This is a genomic window from Streptomyces sp. NPDC050161, assembly GCF_044460025.1.
Classification (GTDB): Bacteria; Actinomycetota; Actinomycetes; order Streptomycetales; family Streptomycetaceae; genus Streptomyces.
In genome coordinates this window covers 63,347-80,332 of sequence record NZ_JBITJM010000008.1, presented here as the reverse complement: position 1 = coordinate 80,332, position 16,986 = coordinate 63,347, and the positions used below count along the sequence as shown (strand labels likewise).

At 69.4% G+C, this 16,986-nt stretch carries 10 protein-coding genes and 1 pseudogene; 2 read left to right on the top strand and 9 right to left on the bottom strand.

Annotation, left to right across the window (positions count from 1 at the left end; genetic code table 11):
• Positions 1-108: 108 nt before the first annotated feature.
• Positions 109-237: a DUF6408 family protein gene (locus ACIBK8_RS16095; RefSeq protein WP_399042431.1), complete on the top strand. Its 129-nt coding sequence runs from the start codon at positions 109-111 to the stop codon at positions 235-237.
• A gap of 55 nt (positions 238-292) precedes the next feature.
• Here the strand turns inward: ACIBK8_RS16095 and ACIBK8_RS16090 are convergent, their stop codons facing one another.
• Together ACIBK8_RS16090 and ACIBK8_RS16085 are read right to left on the bottom strand one after the other, a co-directional pair.
• Entirely contained in the window at positions 293-2,407 is a 2,115-nt protein-coding gene (locus ACIBK8_RS16090; protein ID WP_399042597.1) for a DUF2075 domain-containing protein, read from the bottom strand.
• Positions 2,408-2,642: 235 nt separating this feature from the next.
• Positions 2,643-4,529 carry a DNA/RNA helicase domain-containing protein gene (locus ACIBK8_RS16085; RefSeq protein WP_399042430.1) on the bottom strand — a complete coding sequence of 629 codons (1,887 nt, stop codon included), beginning with the start codon at positions 4,527-4,529 and terminating at the stop codon, positions 2,643-2,645.
• Positions 4,530-5,425: 896 nt separating this feature from the next.
• Here ACIBK8_RS16085 and ACIBK8_RS16080 point away from each other — a divergent pair.
• On the top strand, positions 5,426-8,212 hold the full coding sequence (locus ACIBK8_RS16080; protein ID WP_399042429.1) for a BTAD domain-containing putative transcriptional regulator: 2,787 nt from the start codon (positions 5,426-5,428) through the stop codon (positions 8,210-8,212).
• A 26-nt stretch (positions 8,213-8,238) separates the two neighbouring features.
• On the opposite strand, the pseudogene ACIBK8_RS16075 reads toward ACIBK8_RS16080, so the two are convergent.
• From ACIBK8_RS16075 to ACIBK8_RS16045, 7 genes and pseudogenes are all read right to left on the bottom strand, one after another.
• A pseudogene (locus ACIBK8_RS16075) lies at positions 8,239-8,634 on the bottom strand (helix-turn-helix transcriptional regulator); the annotation flags it as partial.
• Positions 8,635-8,794: 160 nt separating this feature from the next.
• A complete protein-coding gene (locus tag ACIBK8_RS16070) occupies positions 8,795-9,511 on the bottom strand; it encodes a hypothetical protein (RefSeq protein ID WP_399042428.1) in 717 nt (238 codons plus the stop codon).
• Positions 9,508-10,236 carry a hypothetical protein gene (locus ACIBK8_RS16065; RefSeq protein WP_399042427.1) on the bottom strand — a complete coding sequence of 243 codons (729 nt, stop codon included), beginning with the start codon at positions 10,234-10,236 and terminating at the stop codon, positions 9,508-9,510. Before ACIBK8_RS16065 ends, ACIBK8_RS16070 begins: the two co-directional genes overlap by 4 nt.
• A gap of 24 nt (positions 10,237-10,260) precedes the next feature.
• Entirely contained in the window at positions 10,261-11,718 is a 1,458-nt protein-coding gene (locus tag ACIBK8_RS16060) for a hypothetical protein (RefSeq protein ID WP_399042426.1), read from the bottom strand.
• A 31-nt stretch (positions 11,719-11,749) separates the two neighbouring features.
• Positions 11,750-12,028 carry a hypothetical protein gene (locus ACIBK8_RS16055; RefSeq protein ID WP_393686915.1) on the bottom strand — a complete coding sequence of 93 codons (279 nt, stop codon included), beginning with the start codon at positions 12,026-12,028 and terminating at the stop codon, positions 11,750-11,752.
• The gene (locus tag ACIBK8_RS16050) at positions 12,028-16,440 is read right to left on the bottom strand and encodes an FtsK/SpoIIIE domain-containing protein (RefSeq protein ID WP_399042425.1); all 4,413 of its coding nucleotides are present in this window, start codon (positions 16,438-16,440) and stop codon (positions 12,028-12,030) included. The genes ACIBK8_RS16055 and ACIBK8_RS16050 overlap by 1 nt, the downstream gene beginning before the upstream one ends.
• A 37-nt stretch (positions 16,441-16,477) precedes the next feature.
• Positions 16,478-16,777, bottom strand: a complete 300-nt coding sequence (locus ACIBK8_RS16045; RefSeq protein WP_227046039.1) for a WXG100 family type VII secretion target — start codon at positions 16,775-16,777, stop codon at positions 16,478-16,480.
• Positions 16,778-16,986: the final 209 nt, after the last annotated feature.

Below are 16,986 nucleotides of genomic sequence, written 5' to 3'. Positions count from 1 at the left end.
CGGCTGTGACTGACGAGTGGTTTCCACTGCGTACTGCACGTGGTGTGAGTGCGGATGCCCGGTAGGGCGATCCCTGCCACTTCCAGCTCATACCAAGGAGTGGTACACATGACCCCCGTTGCGTACAAGCCTGCACGTCGTAACCGGTTTCGCGAGATCCTGGTCGACGTCGCCGTAGGTGTCGTCACCAATCTTGTGGTGGCGGCCCTGACCGCGGCAGCGAGCCTGATCTTCTGACCCAGGCAAGTGGCGGGCCCGGAGAGCCCGCCACTCCATATTTTCGGCAGGCTGGTCAGAACAGCCGCAGGTTCGGCTCCTCCGCGTGCGGCTTCTTCCTGTTCTTGCGGGGGCGCTTTCCTCTCCGGGGCCGAGGCAGGTGTGATACGCGCGCTTCCTGCGGCAGGTTCTCCCATGTGGGGCGCAGGCCGTCGATCTGCACCTCGCCGACGAGCTTCTTCAGATAGGCCCGGGTCTCCTCGTCCGTGGAGTAGAGCACTGTCGCCCGGCTCGCCCGGGTCATCAACACGTGGTAGGCATGGCTGACGAGTCGGGCGAACTCCTGATCATCGACGCTGCCGGCCTTCACCTTCGGATCGAACGACCCGGACACGGCGACCCGTTTGACACCCGATTCCGGGTCCGCATACTCCTTGCCTCGGCGGAATACCCATCGATCGCCGCGGCGCACCATGTCCTCCCCCATGATCACTCCGCACCAGTCCCACTCAAGGCCCTGCGCCGTGTACACACAGCCGATCTGGTCGAGGCCGTTCGCGTGCACCGACCAGATCCTCGACGGTGGTGCATCGTTCTCGCAGAACGATGTGCTGTCCGCGTTCCATGGCCTGTGCCAGCCGCCGATGCGCACGTCGGCTTCCAACCGCTTTTCCTTGCCGAGTGGTTTCGTCCAGGGCCAGCAGTAACCCGCGACCATCCGCGCGGATGCCCCTGCCAGGGCTTCGGTACGAATGACGTGTTCGAGTTCCTCCGGGGTGTCCGCCACCTCGATGTGCATCAGTCCGTCCGGTCTCCACTGCTCCGGCGTACCGTCCGTCACTCCGAGCACGTCACGGACCCAGCGAACATAGGCATCGCTGCCGCCGCACCGGAACTGCTCCCGGAGGCCGTATCGGACGAGTCGGGCATCGTGTCGCTGCGCCGCATCCTCGATCAGGCCGACAGTACCCACCTCGTTCGGCCGCACGGCCTGGCCCTCGTCCAGGAAGAACACCGTCAGACGGGACGAATCGAGAAGTTCGTCCACCTGCGGGCGTGTGCCCTGCTGTTCGGGTTTCCAGAAACGGTTGGTCGTGCGGTCCCGCAGGCGGTGCGCCTCGTCGCAGATCAGCACGTCCAGCCGTGGGTCCGGCGGGGTGACGAAACTGCTGAAGTAGGCGAAGGTCTCCCGGAACTGCCGGTCGCCGTAGCCGACGTGTTCCTGGATCGCCCCGTTGAAGGCCCTGCTGCCGCTGGCGTACTTGACCGCCCGCCCCTGGGCCTCCAACTCCGCCTTGACCTGGAGGCCGATGGCGCTTTTACCGGTGCCGGCACCACCGGTCACCAGGAAGATCACGCGCCGTTCGTCCGGGACCAGGGCGGGGCACCGAGAGTCCGGTAGAACCTTGGAAGCGGTGTCCATGATCTGGTCGGCGACCACCTTCTGCCGCCCGCGCAGGGTGAATACGGTGTCGTCTCCGCGGGAGCAGATCATGGCGTCGAGCAGTGGCGTGTTACGCAGGCCCATGCTCCGCAGGAGCATCTCTGCGGCGGATGCCCCACCCTCCTCGGCGAAATGCTTGCGGAGATCGGACAGCAGCTCGTTGCGGCCGTCGCTCGTGTACACACGGGCGTAGGCTCCGGTCGGCGCATCGACGTCGAGCAAGGGCTGCACGGACTCATCCGTGGCGTTGTGCAGGTAGGCGAAGCCACCGCACTCGTAGGAGAGCCCGTTCAGCGGCCCGCTTTCGCTTGTGAAAGCCTCGTAGTACTCGCGCAGTTGCAGAGCCGGGTGCTTCTTCCTGTCCATCCCGGGGACATGCACCATTTCCGCGGTGGCCCGTTCCACCCTGGTCACCATCGACCAGCGTTTCAGCTCGACGAGTTGAACGGACAGTCGGTGTTCCTGCGGATGACGACCCACGAGAACCACATCGATGAGTCGGGGGTCACCCGGTCGGTCGTTCTCGTTGAGCGTGGCAGCGCACTCGACGATCATCTCCACGTTTCCGCGGCCGGCAGCGACCAGGTCGTGGGCGAGGCTCACCAGGCTTTCCGCCCAAGCGGAACGTTCCGTCAGCGAGGCGTCAGCCCCACGGAAGTATCGCCATCTGGCGGCGAGGTGCGGCACCATACGACGCCTCGCGTTCAGGGCGAGCAGATCTTGGGCCGCCAGCTTCAGCAGGAGCATGGACACGAGGTGGGTTCCCCCTGGGCACGAGTGACTCGTGCGGGTGGGGGGCATGTCCTCATGAGGAAGCCCGTCGGGCCGCAACCGGTACCGGTGATCTTAGAGACGCCGGCGCAGACCGAGAAACAGCAGCACCGCTGTCGGCCCGAACCACAGGCATCGTGGCCGAATCACGCTGTCCGGGTGTGACTCGGAGCCATGGATCTCCTCGCCCCTGTTGCCTTCTCGGCAAAACTCAGCAGCCGGATTCCTCTTCCCGGCACTCAGCCACCAGTTCTCGTAGCTTGTCCTGGGTCTCCGGGTCCGTCGAGTGCACGATGGTGCCGATCATGCCTCGGGTCAACAGCACCTTGTAGGTGTTGCGGATGAGCCGGTCCACATCGGCGTCCGGGGTGGACTTCTTGAAGACAGGGTCCTTGGAGGCCGTGCGGTCCGTCACCCAGCGATCACCGCGCCAGACCAGGTCGGGACCGATGATGACACCGGACCAGTCGTACTCGAAGCCCTGCGCCGTGTACACACAGCCGATCTGCCCGAAGCCCGCGGGATCAGTGGCCCACAGAGCTGCCGGCGGTGCGCCAGATACCGAGCGGTCGCCGCGCAGGTTCCAGGGGCGGGCCCAGCCGCCGATAACGACATCGGCCGGGAGCGGTTCGCCGGGCTTGGGCTCCGGGGACCAGCGCCAGCAGTAGCCGGCGGACATGCGGGCGCTGTAGTTCCGGGCACGGCGGGCGTCGAGGAATGCTTCCATCTCCTGCGGACTGTCGGCGACCGACAGCCGCATGCGATCGTCCGGCTCCCACACCACCGGACCGCCGGGCTCCAGACCGAGCAGTCGTTGCACCCAACGCAGATAGGCATCGCTGCCGCCGCAACGGAACTGGCTCTCCAGCGGCACGACATGGCAGCCGAAGCCGTTGGCCTCCGCCGCTGCTTTGATTTCGTCCACGGTGCCCATCTCGCCAGGGCGCACCACCTGGTGCTCGTCAAGAAGGAAGACGGGCACACGGGCAGCGTTGATGAGTTCGTCGATCTGCCGCTTGCCGGTGCGGTGTGCCGCGGGCGTGTAGCGGTTGGCGGAGGTCTCGCGAATGCGGTGGGCCTCGTCGCAGATCAGGACGTCGAGACTGTTCTCCTGCGCGGTCATGAAGCTGTTGAAGTACTTGAACAACTCCTGCACCTCCCGCTTGCGGGTACCCGCGACCTTCCGCATCGTCTTGGTGAACGACTGGGAGCCGGTAGCGTGCAGGGCCGGAATGCCCTGCCGATACAACTCGCCGAGCAGGGACAGCGCAATGACACTCTTGCCGGTGCCTGGCCCGCCGGTGACGACCACGACCTCTTTGTGGTCGGACTGCTTCGCCTTGCGCACGGCATTGAGCACCATTCGATACGCGACCTGCTGTTCGTCAAGGAGAAGGAACTGCTCGCGTTGACGCACCTCTTGGGCGGCGACCGCCATCAATTGTTTCGACGGTCCGGTCTTGCCCGCCTGCAGTTCATCGGCGGCGCGGACGCCCGGGTGCTTGTCACTGAGCCTCGCGCGGAGGTGGTCGAGGAATTCTCCGCGCCGATCGCCGGTGAACAACTGACCACGATCATCGGTTTCCAGCTCACGCAGGCCGCTGACGCCGAAGTCGGTGGCGTTGTGGAGGAATGCAACTCCACTTACCCTGCCGGGGTGCTCGGCCACCGCACCATTGAAATTGACGAGGTACTCGCAGTAACGCCGCACCTGCTCGATGGGGTTGAGGACCGGATGCGCGTAGGTGTCGATCCGGCACAGAGCCGGATCGTCCTCATCGGGCGTGGCTTGGCTCCACTGCTTCAGCTCCACCACGACGTACGACGGCTCTCCTGTCACCGGGTGCACTCCGGCGAGCACGACATCGGCACGCTTGCTGTTCAGAGGGAGCGTGTACTCCAGCAGGACCTCCACGTCGCCCAGACCCGCATCGTTGAGCGCGGCAGCCATGACGGGGATGCTGCGCTCCCAGGAACGCACCTCCGAGGCGCCGGGCCGGTAACCGTGCATGCGGACAAACTGGTCGGTGTGATGCAGGAACAGCGAACCGTCGAGTGCCTTGACGGCGACCGTTTTCGCGGACGCGCGGAACAGCAAAGACTTCCCCCAGGCAGCACGAAGTGACTCGTGCGGGTGGGGGCATGTCCTTCGAGACTCCACCGGGGCGGAGCGGAAGCCCGTCGGGCCGCGTTGACGATGTATCCGAGAATACCTGGCGGTATTGACAGCCGTGCCGGTGGCCGCAGGGACGACGCAAGACCTCTCCAAGGCGTCCGTTTCCTCGCAGGCAATTCGACACCGTGCCCCGCACCTAATTCCCTGCCGTGAAAGCATCGAGAGGGATCAGAACGGGTGGCACTCAGCAGGCACTGCGGGGCGGCTCAAGGTGATCCGGCAAGCGGACAGGACGGCCCGGCTTGCGTGTTGGCCCTTCTCGGTGGCTTCTTTGCCGCTCCACCGGGTGGGATCGCCGCCGCGCACCGTCCCTGCCGACGCGCGCGGCGCTCTCGCGGCGACGCCGAACCACGCCGAGCGCCTTCCAGGCGCGACGGACCGGGCCGTTCCGCGAAACCCGTATCGCCTTCCTGCGTGCCCGAATGGTGACCGTGCTCGCGGCAGGGTGTGTGTCGTCATCGCCGCAACGTTCCTGCGACGCCTGCCGATCTCCCCGCCGAGGAGACCAATGCGAGGCGCTGAGAGGACGGACCAACACCGGCCGAGTCCCCTCCTCGCGCCCCTCCCCCCTGCCCGTCATGCGGCTTGACCTGCCCGAATGTGACCGGTCGGTGTGGTCTCGCCTTGAACATTCGGGTGTGGAGCCCGGAGACTGGCCAGACCCCTGACCATCAGCCGCGCGGCGCTCGCGGCTTGTCCGCCCGGCGGCGTACGGGCAAGCGCTGCTCCCTCTGGAGGTCGCCATGCCGGTGTCGTGCGGTGATCGCCTGCGGGTCGAGACGCTCGGGCCGCTTCGTGCGTACGCCGGAGGGCGGGAGTTGGCTCTCGGGCCCCCGAAGCAGCGCGCGGCGTTCGCCATCCTTGCGCTGCGGACCGGCAGGGTGGTCTCGCGGGACGAGTTGGTCGACGGTCTCTGGGGGGAGTCGCCGCCGGCCACCGCGGTCGGCAGCCTCCACACCTATGTGTCCGGGCTGCGCCGGGCGCTGGCCGGGCTCGGCGATCCGCCGCTGCCGCTGACCAGTTCCGGTCCCGGCTACGCGCTCCGGCTCGACCCCGCGCGGCTGGACATCGCCATGGTGGAGCGGCTGGCGGCGCAGGCGCGCAGCAGCCGGGCGGAGCAGGATCCGACCGCGGCGGTCAGCGCCTACGACCGGGCGCTGAGCCACTGGTACCCGGGCACCGCGCTCAGCGGGCTGCCGGGGCCGCTCGCCGCTGAGCACCGGGTACGGGCGTCGGAGCTGCGGCTGAGCCTGCTGCTCGAGCGTGCCGAGTCGCTGCTGGATCTGGGGCAGCCGTCGCGGGTGGCCGACCAGTTACGGCGACAGGTGCAGGACAACCCGTACCACGAGCGGCTGAGCGCCCTGTTGATGACGGCGCTCAGCCGGAGTGGCCGCACCGCCGACGCGCTCGCCCACTATCACGAGCTGCGCAAAAGGCTCGCCGATGATCTGGGGATCGATCCGTCGGCAGAGCTACGGGCGCTGTACGGGGCGCTGCTCGTCGACCGTCCGAGCACGTCGGCGCCGATGGCCGCCGGGCCTGTCCGGCCGGCACAACTGCCGCAGGGTGTGGGCAGGTTCGCGGGCCGGACGGACGCGGCGCAGCAGGTGCTGGAGGCGGCGCGCACGCCGTCGCCAGGTTCGTCGCGCATCGCGATGATCGTCGGGGTCGGCGGCGTCGGCAAGACCGCGCTCGCCGTGCACTGCGGTCATCAGCTGGCCGATGCCTACCCGGACGGCCAGTTGTACGTGAACCTGCACGGCTTCGACCCCAAACGGCCGGCCAGTGCGCCGGCGGACGTTCTCCACCATCTGCTCACCTCGCTCGACGCCAGGGCGATTCCCGCGTCGGAGGAGGCGCGCGTCGCGCTGTGGCGCAGTCTCGTCCGGGACAAGCGGTTGTTCATCGTGCTCGACAACGCCGAGTCCGCCGACCAGTTGGACGGCCTGCTGCCCGGCTGCGGCCCGTCCTTCACCGTCGTCACCAGCCGGAACCGGCTGGGGGGTCTCGCGGTCAGGTACTCCGCCCGCCGGGTCTCGCTGTCCCCGTTCAGCGCCGACGAGTCCCTGGAACTCCTCTCCGACGCGATCGGCAGGGCCCGGGTCGACGCGGAGCCGAAGGCGGCCCGTCGCCTCGCGGAGCTGTGCGGCCATCTGCCGCTGGCGCTGCGTGTCGTCGCCGAGCAGGTGTCGGCGGGGCCTTCGCAGCGGATCGCCGATCTGGTGGCCGACCTGGAGGATGTGTGGCTCCGGCTCGACACGCTGGAGATACCCGGCGATGAGCTGGCCTCGGTGCGCGGGGTGCTCTCCTGCTCCTACGCCAAGCTCCATCCCGGGACCGCCCACGCCTTCCGCGTCCTCGGTCTCTTCCCTGGGGAGAGCATCCGCCTGGAGACGGCCGCCGCGCTGCTGGACGTGCCGCCATCGGCCGCGACGGACGTGCTGCGGGACCTGGCCTCCCAGCATCTGGTGGAGGCCGTGGGTGACCGCTATGTGATGCACGACCTGACCCGGATCTACGCGGCGGAGGTGTGCCGGGGCGGTGAGCCGGCCGCCTCGCGGCGCCGGTCGCTGGAGCGGACGCTGCGATGGCACGTGCAGGCGCTGGCGCGGTACCACACCGCAGACGGGCTTCCCCTCCCGTTCACCGTCGAGGCCGAGGCAGTGGGCGAGGAGCCGCCGCGGTTCGCGGACCAGCGGGAGTTGGTGACCTGGTGCGCGCGGGAGTGGGAGAACCTCGGCCCGCTCGTGCGCGCGGCGCAGCGGATCGGCTGCCACGACGCGGCCTGGCAGCTGGCGTATCTCCTCTTCGACTACTTCTACGCGGCCGGGCAGGCCCGGGACTGGGCCGACACCCTGCGGATCGGTCTACGCAGCGCCGAGCTGACCGGGAACCGGCGGGCCGAGGCCGCCCTCCTCAACCACCTGGGCGTGGCCGACTCCCGGATGGGGCGGAACGCCGCCGCCGTGGAGGAGTTGGAGCGCGGGCTGCGGCTCGCCGACGAGCTCGACGACGACGTCCTGCGTACCGGTCTGCTGGGCAACCTGGCCTCCGCGCTGCGGGAGGCCGAGGACTACCCGGCGGCCTTTCGGCACGCCGAGCGGGCGTTGGCGCTGGCCTACCGCACCGGCTCCGCGTATCACCAGTCCGGCTGCCTCGACGTCCTGTGCGGACTGCACGCCGAGCACGGCGAGTTCGCGGAGTCGCTGCGTTACGGCACTCCCGGCCTCGCCGCGGCGCGGCGCTGCGGCAACGCGCTGCTGGAGGCGAATGTGCTGATCAACCTGGGGCTGGCGGAGCACGGGCTCGGCGATGCCGAGGCGGCGGGGCGGTGTTTCGAGGACGCGCTGTCCCTGTGCGTGGCCAACGGGGACCGCTACCACGAGGCGTTGTCCCTGTTCGGTCTGGCCAGGACGCGGTGGCTGGGGCAGTCCCGGCGGTCGGCCGAGGCTCTGGCGGAGCAAGCCCGGGACATACTGGCGGAGTTGGACGCGATGGAGTTCACCGGCGTCGCCGGTCTCCTGGACACGCTGGACGCCACCGGCTCGCGTCCGGTGTCGCCGGGACGCGGCGCGGGGCTGGGCAGCGTGAGCCCGTTGCGCTGATCGCGTTGCCAGAACAGCACCGCTTCGACCCGGCTGCGTGCACCCAACTGCCGGAAGATGCGGTTGATGTGGTTCTTCACGGTCTTCTCACGGAGGTGCAGCCGCTCGGCGATCTCGGCGTTGCGTGCCCCGCGGGAGACCAGGGCCATCACCTCGTGCTGGCGCTGGGAGAGGGAGACCGCCGCGGGGTCGGCCGCGTCCGGTTCCGCCGGTGCCCGGTCGTATCCGTGCGGTGCCGGCGGACCGGGCGTCGTGTCCGGCTGTTCGGCGTGACCGACCACGTTCAGCCGGTACTCCGCGCACAGCCGACGAGCCGTCGGCAGGTCGGGGCGGGAGCCGGAGACGGCCCCCCGGTGCAGCACGGTACGGCCGACGGCCGGCACACCGGTCGCCGGCCGTACGGCGACCTCGACGTAGGGCATCTGGACTATCTCCACGTCAAGGTTCTTGTCGGCGAACACCTTCCTGATCCGGGCCAGAATGTCCGGGCTGACGATGGCGATGCGTACCCGGTCGGCACTCTTGGGGACAAGGGAGGAGCTGGCGACGACTGTCATGCCCTCCAGCGTGCGGGATGCGGCTTCATGTTCTCTTCATGTCCGCCTCATGCGGCGTCCCGGCTTCTCCTGCCGGTGCTCCCGCGTCCGCCGGAGGGGTCAACTCCGCCAGCTCCGCGAGCACTTCGTCCTCGGTCGGGGCGTCGATCCGGTTCGCCCAGCGCATCGTCGAAACGATCATGTCGAAGAGCAGCACGACGGCCTGGACCGGCTCGGCCTCGACGTCGCCGTCGGTCAGCACGGTGAAGGTCAGCAGCGCCCACACCCCGGGCGCGTCCGGATTGGACACGTAGTACGACACCCGCCAGGACGGCGCCTTGCGCCCGGCCGGACCGCTGTCCACGACGGTGGCGAGGCGTACCGCCGGTGCCTGCCCGATCTCCAGGTAACTCCCCTCGTCCCCCGCGTCGGCGAGGATGGAGGCCAGCAGGGCTTCCGCGTCCTCGTCCTCCTCACCGTCCTCGATGACGGTGACCAGCATCGACCCCGGCAGCTTGACGCCGTTGAACTCGCGCAGCGGCAGCAGCACCGAACGGGCGCCCTGCCGGGATGCCTCGTCGGTCGCCGCGACGAGTTCCTTGCGGAGCATGCGGCGGAACGGGCCCGCCTTGTCGCGCGGCAGCGAGTCGGGCAGGTGGTGGCGGATCAGCTCGTCGATGACCCGGCCGCGCAGCCTGGTCATGTCCGGTGTGGTGGGGATCTGCACCCAGCCGTCGGGCAGCACGAGTTCGAAGTCGATCACGACTGCACCTCGCCCTGCGGTGCGCGGAAGCCGAGCCTGGCCTGGCCGCCGCCGGGCGGCGGCGCGCTCTCCTCCGCTATCTGCTGCATCAACTGCTCTATTCCCGAACCGATCACGGCCATCAGACCCATCTCGAACACCAACGTCGTCAGCAGGACGTCCACGCCGACGTCCGCCGTGTCACCGCCCTGGGGGACGTCGAGGCGCAGTGCCGCCCCGACCCGCCCGTAGGCCGCGCCGTCGGACGTCCGTCCCAGGGCGAAGAGCCGGAACCCGTCACCGCTCAGCGTGGTCACGTAGTCCACCGAGGGCGGCCGGTCATCGCCTTCGACGCCGCCCGCGCCCATCAGCTCCAGGAGGTAGTTCGGGTCATCGGCCTCGGGCCTGCGGAACTCCACGACGACCGGGACCGGTGCCCAGCGCGGCTCGCCGTCCAGGAACGCCGCGCCCCACGCGAGCCGCGACCATGCGGGCAGTTGCGCCGCGCGTTCACGCAGCCATTCGACGACGCCGTGCCCCACCGCGTCCGCGGTGAACGGGAACTCCGTCCCGGCGTCCGCCGGCCAGGACTGCCGGGCGGCGTCCAGGCCGGCGGACGTCCAGGCCGTGAAGAGTTCCACCATGTGCTCGGCCCAGGGGTCGTCATCCCCCTCGTCGGGCCGGACGTCGGGTACCCATTCCCAGTGCCAGGGAGCGTGGGCCAGCGTCGAGAGTTTCTCACTCATCGTTTCTCTCGTTTCTCCCACTCATCAGGTGGCGACCACGCCGGGCGGATTGACGTTGGGGATCCATCCCATTTGGCGTCCGCCGCTGTAGATCAGTCCGCCCATGCCGAACGCGCCGTTCACGCCGCCCCAGACGTACCAGAGGGGCGAGATCTTCCCGAGGTTGGCGGCCTGCACGATGGCCGACAGGTCACGGGCGCCCTGGGTACCGGTGAGGATGCCGCCGAAGTCCTTGCCGAACTTCGCCGGATCGCTCTTCAGCATGGCCCAGAACTTGCCGACGTCCTTGAACTGGCTCCCGGCCGATGACCAGAACCCGGCCTCGGGGGTGAGGAAACCGCCCTTGCCGAGCATCCAGTTGGTGGCCGGATTGTTGAACCACTCCGACATGTTCTTCCAGTTGGTGGCCGCGTTGCCCGGCGGCACCAGCGGCCGGAACGAGTTGCCCGGCCCGAGCGGCCTGGAGAAGTTCGGCACGGGACGGAAGGTGTTGCCGGGACCGAACGGCCTGGAGAAGTTCGGCACCCCGCGTCCCGCGGCCCCGAGCGTCACCATCTCGATGTTGTTTCCGCCGCCGGTGGTGATCGGACCGGGGCGCCCCTTGCCGAAGACGGCGGCGTTCTTGGCGGCGTTGGAGATCCCCTTGCCCACCACCGAGGCGATGCCGCCGAGTCCGGCGAGGCCGAGTCCGACCGCACCCATGATGACGTCGACGATGCTGCCCTTGCCGTGCGCGTAGAGCACACTGCTGGCGACAAGTGAGACCACACCCGCCGCCACTCCGGCAAGGACCAGGACGTTCACTCCCGGTATGAGGATGGCGAGGACGCCGAGGATCATGCCGATGATGCCGAAGATCTTGCCGATCTTCGCCAGTACGGCATCGATCTTGTCCTTGGTGGAGTCGGTCAGACCGTCCTCGTATTTCTTGCAGTTGACCGCGTCACCGAAGCGCTTGCCGGCCACGTTGAGCGCGTCGACCGCGCTGTGGAGCCGGTTCTTCGCCGCGGTCATCTTCCCGTCGGCGTCCGTGGTGGCCTTGTCCTTGGCGGTGCCCTTGTCCTTCTCCTCGGAAGAGATCTCGCCGTCCGAGTCCTTCTCCGGGTCCGGCATGGCCTTGGCCTTCTTCTGCGCGCCCTCGGCCTCCTCGGCGTCGGTGCGGGCGGCGGCCGTCTCGTCCAGGCCGTGCTTCAGATCCGGTTCGTACTTCCCGATCTCGTTCGCGACGTCGTGGTAGCGGACCCCGGCCTTGTCCAGGCTCTCCTTGATCGAACCCGCGTCTTTCTTGAGACCCTGGACGTACTTGCCGACGAGGGCTTCGCTGCCGCTTTCGACGATCTTCTCCAGCTTGTCGACGGCGTCGTCGATGGTGGTGGCGATCTTCTGGTAGCGCTTTTGCGCCTCATGCACCACGTCGAGGTCGGCGTGGACGGGATCCCTGTCCAAGTCCAGCGGCGACCAGTCGAGTTTCCTGATAGACATCGGTTCTCCTCAGCCCTTGCCTGCCCGCGCCTCAGCCGTCCTTGAACGAGTCCAGCAGTTGCTGGTCCCCGTCCGTCCATGCCTTGTCGAGCTTGGACACCTTGTCGCGGAACTTCTTCATGTCCGCGACCATCTCGTCCCGGTGGACGGTCCAGTTGTCGGCGAAGTCGCCCATCGAGAGATTGGCGTTGAGCTGGCCCCAGAGCCCCTTGTCGTCGTTCTGGAAGTCGAGTGCCCCCTCGAACTGGCTGATGAGCTCGTTGAGGTCGCTGACCAGGCCCTGGAGGTCCTTCACCACGAGGTCTGCCATCACTGCTCCCTACGGTTGTCGGCGGCCGGCGCGGGACGGGCCGCCGCCAGCGGAATCTGCGTGGTCATCAGGCTGCCGCTGCCCAGATGCAGCAGGCCGGCGCCCGGTACGACCTTGGCGGCCACCTGGGAGCGGGAGAGCCTGACCCCCACCAGGTCCCCGTCCCCCATGTTGGGCGGCGACAGCAGGACACCCCGGCGGTTCTTCTTGATCTCCGACTGCCAGCCGGAGAAGCCCACCCCTACGGTGGCGACGTCCCCGCCGATGATCACGCCACGCCCGCTGCCCGACGCCTTGCGGACGAAGGTCTTCAGCCAGTCCCGGCACGGCAGGTCACGCCACATCTCGGCGTCGTCGACCACCAGCACCACCGGGCCGTCGCCCGGGTCGAGCAGTTCGGCGAACTGCGCCTCGGTGGGCTCCTCATCGGTGATGACGCCACGGACACCGGGGCGGCCGGCGAAGCCGCGCAGCGGGGAGTTCATCGGTGCCCCGATCACCACCTCGGTTCCACCGCGCAGCAGCGACTCCGTCATCACGCCGAGCGCCGTGCTGCGCCCGGAGCGGGACGGTCCTGCGACGAGGAAGGTCGGCTGGTCGCCGTGGAGGTCGGCGCCGACCGGCTCGATGTCGTCGCCTGCCACACCCACCAGTGCCCACATCCGCTCCGGCGTGCCGACCTGCTCCCATGCCTGGTCGAACGACAGCTCGGTCGGCATCACCGCGATGCGGTTCGGCCGGGCCGACTTCGGGACCGCGGCCTCCCGTTCGGTCAGCCGGGCCGCCAGCGCATGCACCGCGGCGGCCTGCGCCGGACCCGCCGGGTCGGCCGCCACCAGCGCGACCTGGGTCTCGACCGCGTTGATCGCGCGGTATCCGCGGCCCGGCGGCAGGTTCTCCGGGATTTTGCGCGGGTTGAGCCCGGCCAGGCTGGCATCGGTGCGGTCCGAGAGCCGCAGGATGAGCTTGTCCTCGCACAGCGACGCCATCCGGCCGCTCAGCAGCATCCGGTCGCCGGCGATGACCAGATGCACTCCCGCGCTGCCGCCCTCGCGGTGGAGGGTCTGGATCAGTTCGGTCAGCGACCCGCCGTCGTACTCGCCGAGGGTGCCCATGAAGCCCTCCCAGCGGTCCAGCAACAGCACGATGTGCGGCAGCCGTTCGGCGGGCGGCCTGGCCGCCCGCTGCTCGGCCACATCGGCGAACCCGGACTCGCCGAGCACCCGTTGGCGCTTTTGCACCTCGTCGTGCAGCCGCTTCAGCAACCGGACCGCGCGGTCGGTCTCCGAGCGCTGCACCACCGCGCCGCAGTGCGGCAGCCGGCTCAAGGAGAGCAGCGCGCCGTTGCCGCAGTCGAGCCCGTACAGATGCAGATCCGCCACGCTGGAGGCACTGGCCGCGGCGGCGGCGAAGGTGCGCAGTGCCGCCGAGCGGCCCGAGCGCGGGGCACCGACGATGTGCAGGTGCCCGAAGGTGGCCATGTCCACCGTCGCCGGCTCCTGTCGCTGCTGCGTCGGCAGGTCCTGGAGCGCCCAGGAGAACACCGGGTCCTCCCCGGAGCCGTAGACCGGTTCCGACGCCAGCTCGACCACCGGGGACAGCGGCAGCGGCGGAAGCCACGGACGGCGCTGCGGAGCGATGCCCAGCAGGTCACCGGCCTGGCGGACGGACTTGACCAGCACCGAGAGGTCGGTCGCCTCGTCGGTTTCCGTGGCGGTGCGCGGTCGCTGCGGTGCGGGCAGTCCCAGGTCCAGCCAGGAGACCGGCTGGAAGAACGGTGCGGCCACCGCCTCCGTCCGGTTCGACGACGGGCGGCGGCCCCCCACCCGGCCGGTCTGGAAGGGGATCAGCGAGCTGTGCCCGAGGCGGGCATAGGCCCGGCCCGGTGTCGACGCGGAGATGTTCGCGGCCTCGCGGTCGTCGATGACATCGGTGCTCTCCCCCGCGTCCGTCACCCGCAGGGCGATCCGCAGGTTGGTGTTGGCGCGGATCTCCGCGGAGACCACGCCGGAGGGCCGCTGCGTCGCCAGGATCAGGTGGATGCCCAGCGAACGGCCGCGCTGCGCCACGTTCACCAGGCCGGTGACGAAGTCCGGCAACTCCCGTGCCATGGAGGCGAATTCGTCGATGACGATGAGCAGGCGCGGGATCGGCGCGAGTTCGGGCCGGCGGCTCGCGTAATCGAGGTAGTCCTCCAGGTCCTTGGCGCCCGCGGCGGCGAGGAGGCGCTCGCGGTGGGTCAGCTCGGCGGTGAGCGAGGTCAGGGCGCGTTCGACGAGATGCGGGTCGAGGTCCGTCACCAGGCCCACGGTGTGCGGCAGATGGACGCACTCCTTGAAGGCGGCGCCGCCCTTGTAGTCGATCAGCACGAACGTCATGGCGTCCGGGCGGTTGGCCACGGCAAGCGACCCCACCAGCGTCTGGAGGAATTCCGACTTGCCGGATCCCGTGGTGCCCGCCACCAGGCCGTGCGGGCCGTGGCTGACCAGGTCGAGGGCGAACGGGCCGTCGAGCGAGTAGCCGACGACGGCCTTGGTGCTGCGGCCCCCGGCGCGCCAACGGCCCGCGATGGCCGCGGCGTCGGGGTCCTCCAGGCCGATGGTCTCCAGCAGGCGTGCGGCCGTCGGCAGCGCGGCCTCGCCCTGGTTCTTGCTGACGTCCCGCAGCGGCGCGAGGCGGCGCCCGGTGGCCTCGTACCAGCTGTGCACGACCTCGTCAGCGAGGATGCCGTCGATCTGGTCGGCGCGCTGCTGCCGCAGGCTCGCCGGGTTACCCGCGCCGCCGACCACGACGGTGGCGCACTCCTCAGGAAGGGTCCGCTCGTCGGTGTCCACGCAGATGCTGTAGACGCCGACGGCCGGGCCCTCGCGCAGGATCGTCACCACTCCTGGCAGCGCCCGCAGCCGCCTGGCGCCGTCCATCACCACGACGATGTCCGGGTCGGTCAGCACCGCCCCGGAACCGACGTTGAGCCGTTCCTGCTTCCGGATGTTGATCAGCTCGATCAGCTCGGCGACCCGGTGGCTGAGGGTCTGCGCGTCCGCGCCCACCAGCGCCAGGGCCTGCTGCCCCAACTGCGGCCTGGTGTGCGGCAACCAGGCCGCCCACTCCCACAGCCGCTCGCCCGCCGGATCGGTCAGGACGTACAGCTGCACATCGCGCGGACTCTGCAGCACCGCCAGCTGCCCGACCAGCCAGCGGGCCATCTGCCGCGGCCACTCCTCGTGCCCGGCGACGCCGACGACACCCGCGTGCGCGATGGAGAAGGCGGCCGGGACGTCCGGCGCGGCCCGCAGATCGCGCTGGCGCCGGTTGTTGTCGCCCTCCTCCTCCACCACGATCTCGGTGGGAAGGTCGGCGATGCCGACCCGGACCAGCAGGTGGTCGGGGTCGACCCGGCGGCGTTCCCAGAGCCGGGCGCGCGGACCGGTCGCGATGGCCAGCAGTTCGCCGGGGTCAGGGCCGGCGGCGCGGCGGTCCAGGCGCTCCTGGTCCAGCGCGACGGCGATCTCCCGCTCGGTCTCGGCCCGTTTGGCCTGGTACTCGGCCAGCTTCTTGCGGTGTCCGACGCGGCCCTGACGCCGTCCCGAGATCCAGTTACCGATCATCATCACCGGTGACATCCCGGCCATGAGCAGGAACATCGGATTGCTCGAAACCAGCGCGATCACCCCGCCGAAGACCGCGGGCAGAGAGGCCGCCAGCCACGGCAGCGCGCTCGGCGTCGGGGCCTTGGGCTCGGCGGGGAGGCGGAAGGCGGTGCGCTTGGTCGGCGGGAGCAGCCGCGGCGGACGGTTGTAGTCCAGGTACTCGCCGTCCGGAGAGGGGTCGATGATGGCGTCCGGGCGCTGTACCGGCTGCGCCTCCAGGAGGGTGTCCCCGCAACGGAGTTGGGCACGGGGCTCCCAGCGGACCTCGTGCCCCGGCAGCGGGGCGCGGTCCAGGAGGGGGCCTTCGGCCGACGCGCAGACGTACACCGACGCGTCCAGGAACACCCGGATCACGGCGACTTCGGCCGGCTGGTCACGCCCCACCCTGACCCGGCAGTTGGCGCCGGACCCGATCAGATGCTCGCCGGCGTCCAGGTGCCAGACCTGCCCCGCTCCCGTACCCGCCACCGCCCGGACGGTCACCAGACCGGTCCGCTTTCGCGCGGCCTTGCCCGGCTGGTCCAGCCACAGGACGCTGCCGTCGTGGATTCCGCTGTGCGAGAGGGGCTGGTCGAGGTCGAGCAGCTGGTCGCCGAGGTAGATCTCCGGCATGCCCGCACCCCCCGGGTGCCCGGCCGCCACGGCATCGACGCTGGTCAGCAGCTTCCACACCACGTCGCGTACGACGGTGGCGGGATCGGCATCCACGACCATGTCGGCCGACACGTCCGGGCGCCGGGCGATGGTGATCATCATGGGCATGGCTGGACCCCTCTGGCTGCCGGCCGACTACTCGTGCTTACTTCTTGTTCAGGGAGCCGGACAGCTGGGTGTCCATGTCCTGCATCGCGCTGACCGCCTTGTCCAGCCACTGCGAGAGCTGGTCCAGCGTCTCCATGGCCTGGTTCGCCGAGGTGACGAACTCGGTGTGCACCTCGTCGAACTTGCCGGAAGCCTGGTCGGTGACGAAGCCGCTGGCGGTCAGGTCGTCGACGATGCTCTTGCACTCGCTGAGCTTGCTGTCGATGTCGGCCTTGTTGTTGCGCATACGGGTCGCGCTGTCCTGCATCTCCCCGTACGTCACGTTCATGTTCGCCATGAGAAGTACCCCTTCTGCTGGTCGCCTTGGACATCGCCCGGCGCATCGGCACACGCCGGCACTCCCCGGCGCGGACGCGGTCGATGCTAGGAACGGACGCACGGGGGGTCCACAACTCCGGTGCAGTGGTGGGCCCAAGGGCCCAAGCTCTCCCCCTGCCCGGCGTTGACACCCCCGCTCAGGACGGCCAACGTTCTTCCCACGCCCGC

What these genes read in the sequence shown, in the direction of transcription:
- ACIBK8_RS16095 (WP_399042431.1), top strand. Translation starts at nt 109, where the DNA reads ATGACCCCCGTTGCGTACAAGCCTGCACGTCGTAACCGGTTTCGCGAG.
- ACIBK8_RS16090 (WP_399042597.1), bottom strand. Translation starts at nt 2,407, where the DNA reads ATGCTCCTGCTGAAGCTGGCGGCCCAAGATCTGCTCGCCCTGAACGCG.
- ACIBK8_RS16065 (WP_399042427.1), bottom strand. Translation starts at nt 10,236, where the DNA reads ATGAGTGAGAAACTCTCGACGCTGGCCCACGCTCCCTGGCACTGGGAA.
- ACIBK8_RS16060 (WP_399042426.1), bottom strand. Translation starts at nt 11,718, where the DNA reads ATGTCTATCAGGAAACTCGACTGGTCGCCGCTGGACTTGGACAGGGAT.
- ACIBK8_RS16055 (WP_393686915.1), bottom strand. Translation starts at nt 12,028, where the DNA reads ATGGCAGACCTCGTGGTGAAGGACCTCCAGGGCCTGGTCAGCGACCTC.
- ACIBK8_RS16050 (WP_399042425.1), bottom strand. Translation starts at nt 16,440, where the DNA reads ATGCCCATGATGATCACCATCGCCCGGCGCCCGGACGTGTCGGCCGAC.
- ACIBK8_RS16045 (WP_227046039.1), bottom strand. Translation starts at nt 16,777, where the DNA reads ATGGCGAACATGAACGTGACGTACGGGGAGATGCAGGACAGCGCGACC.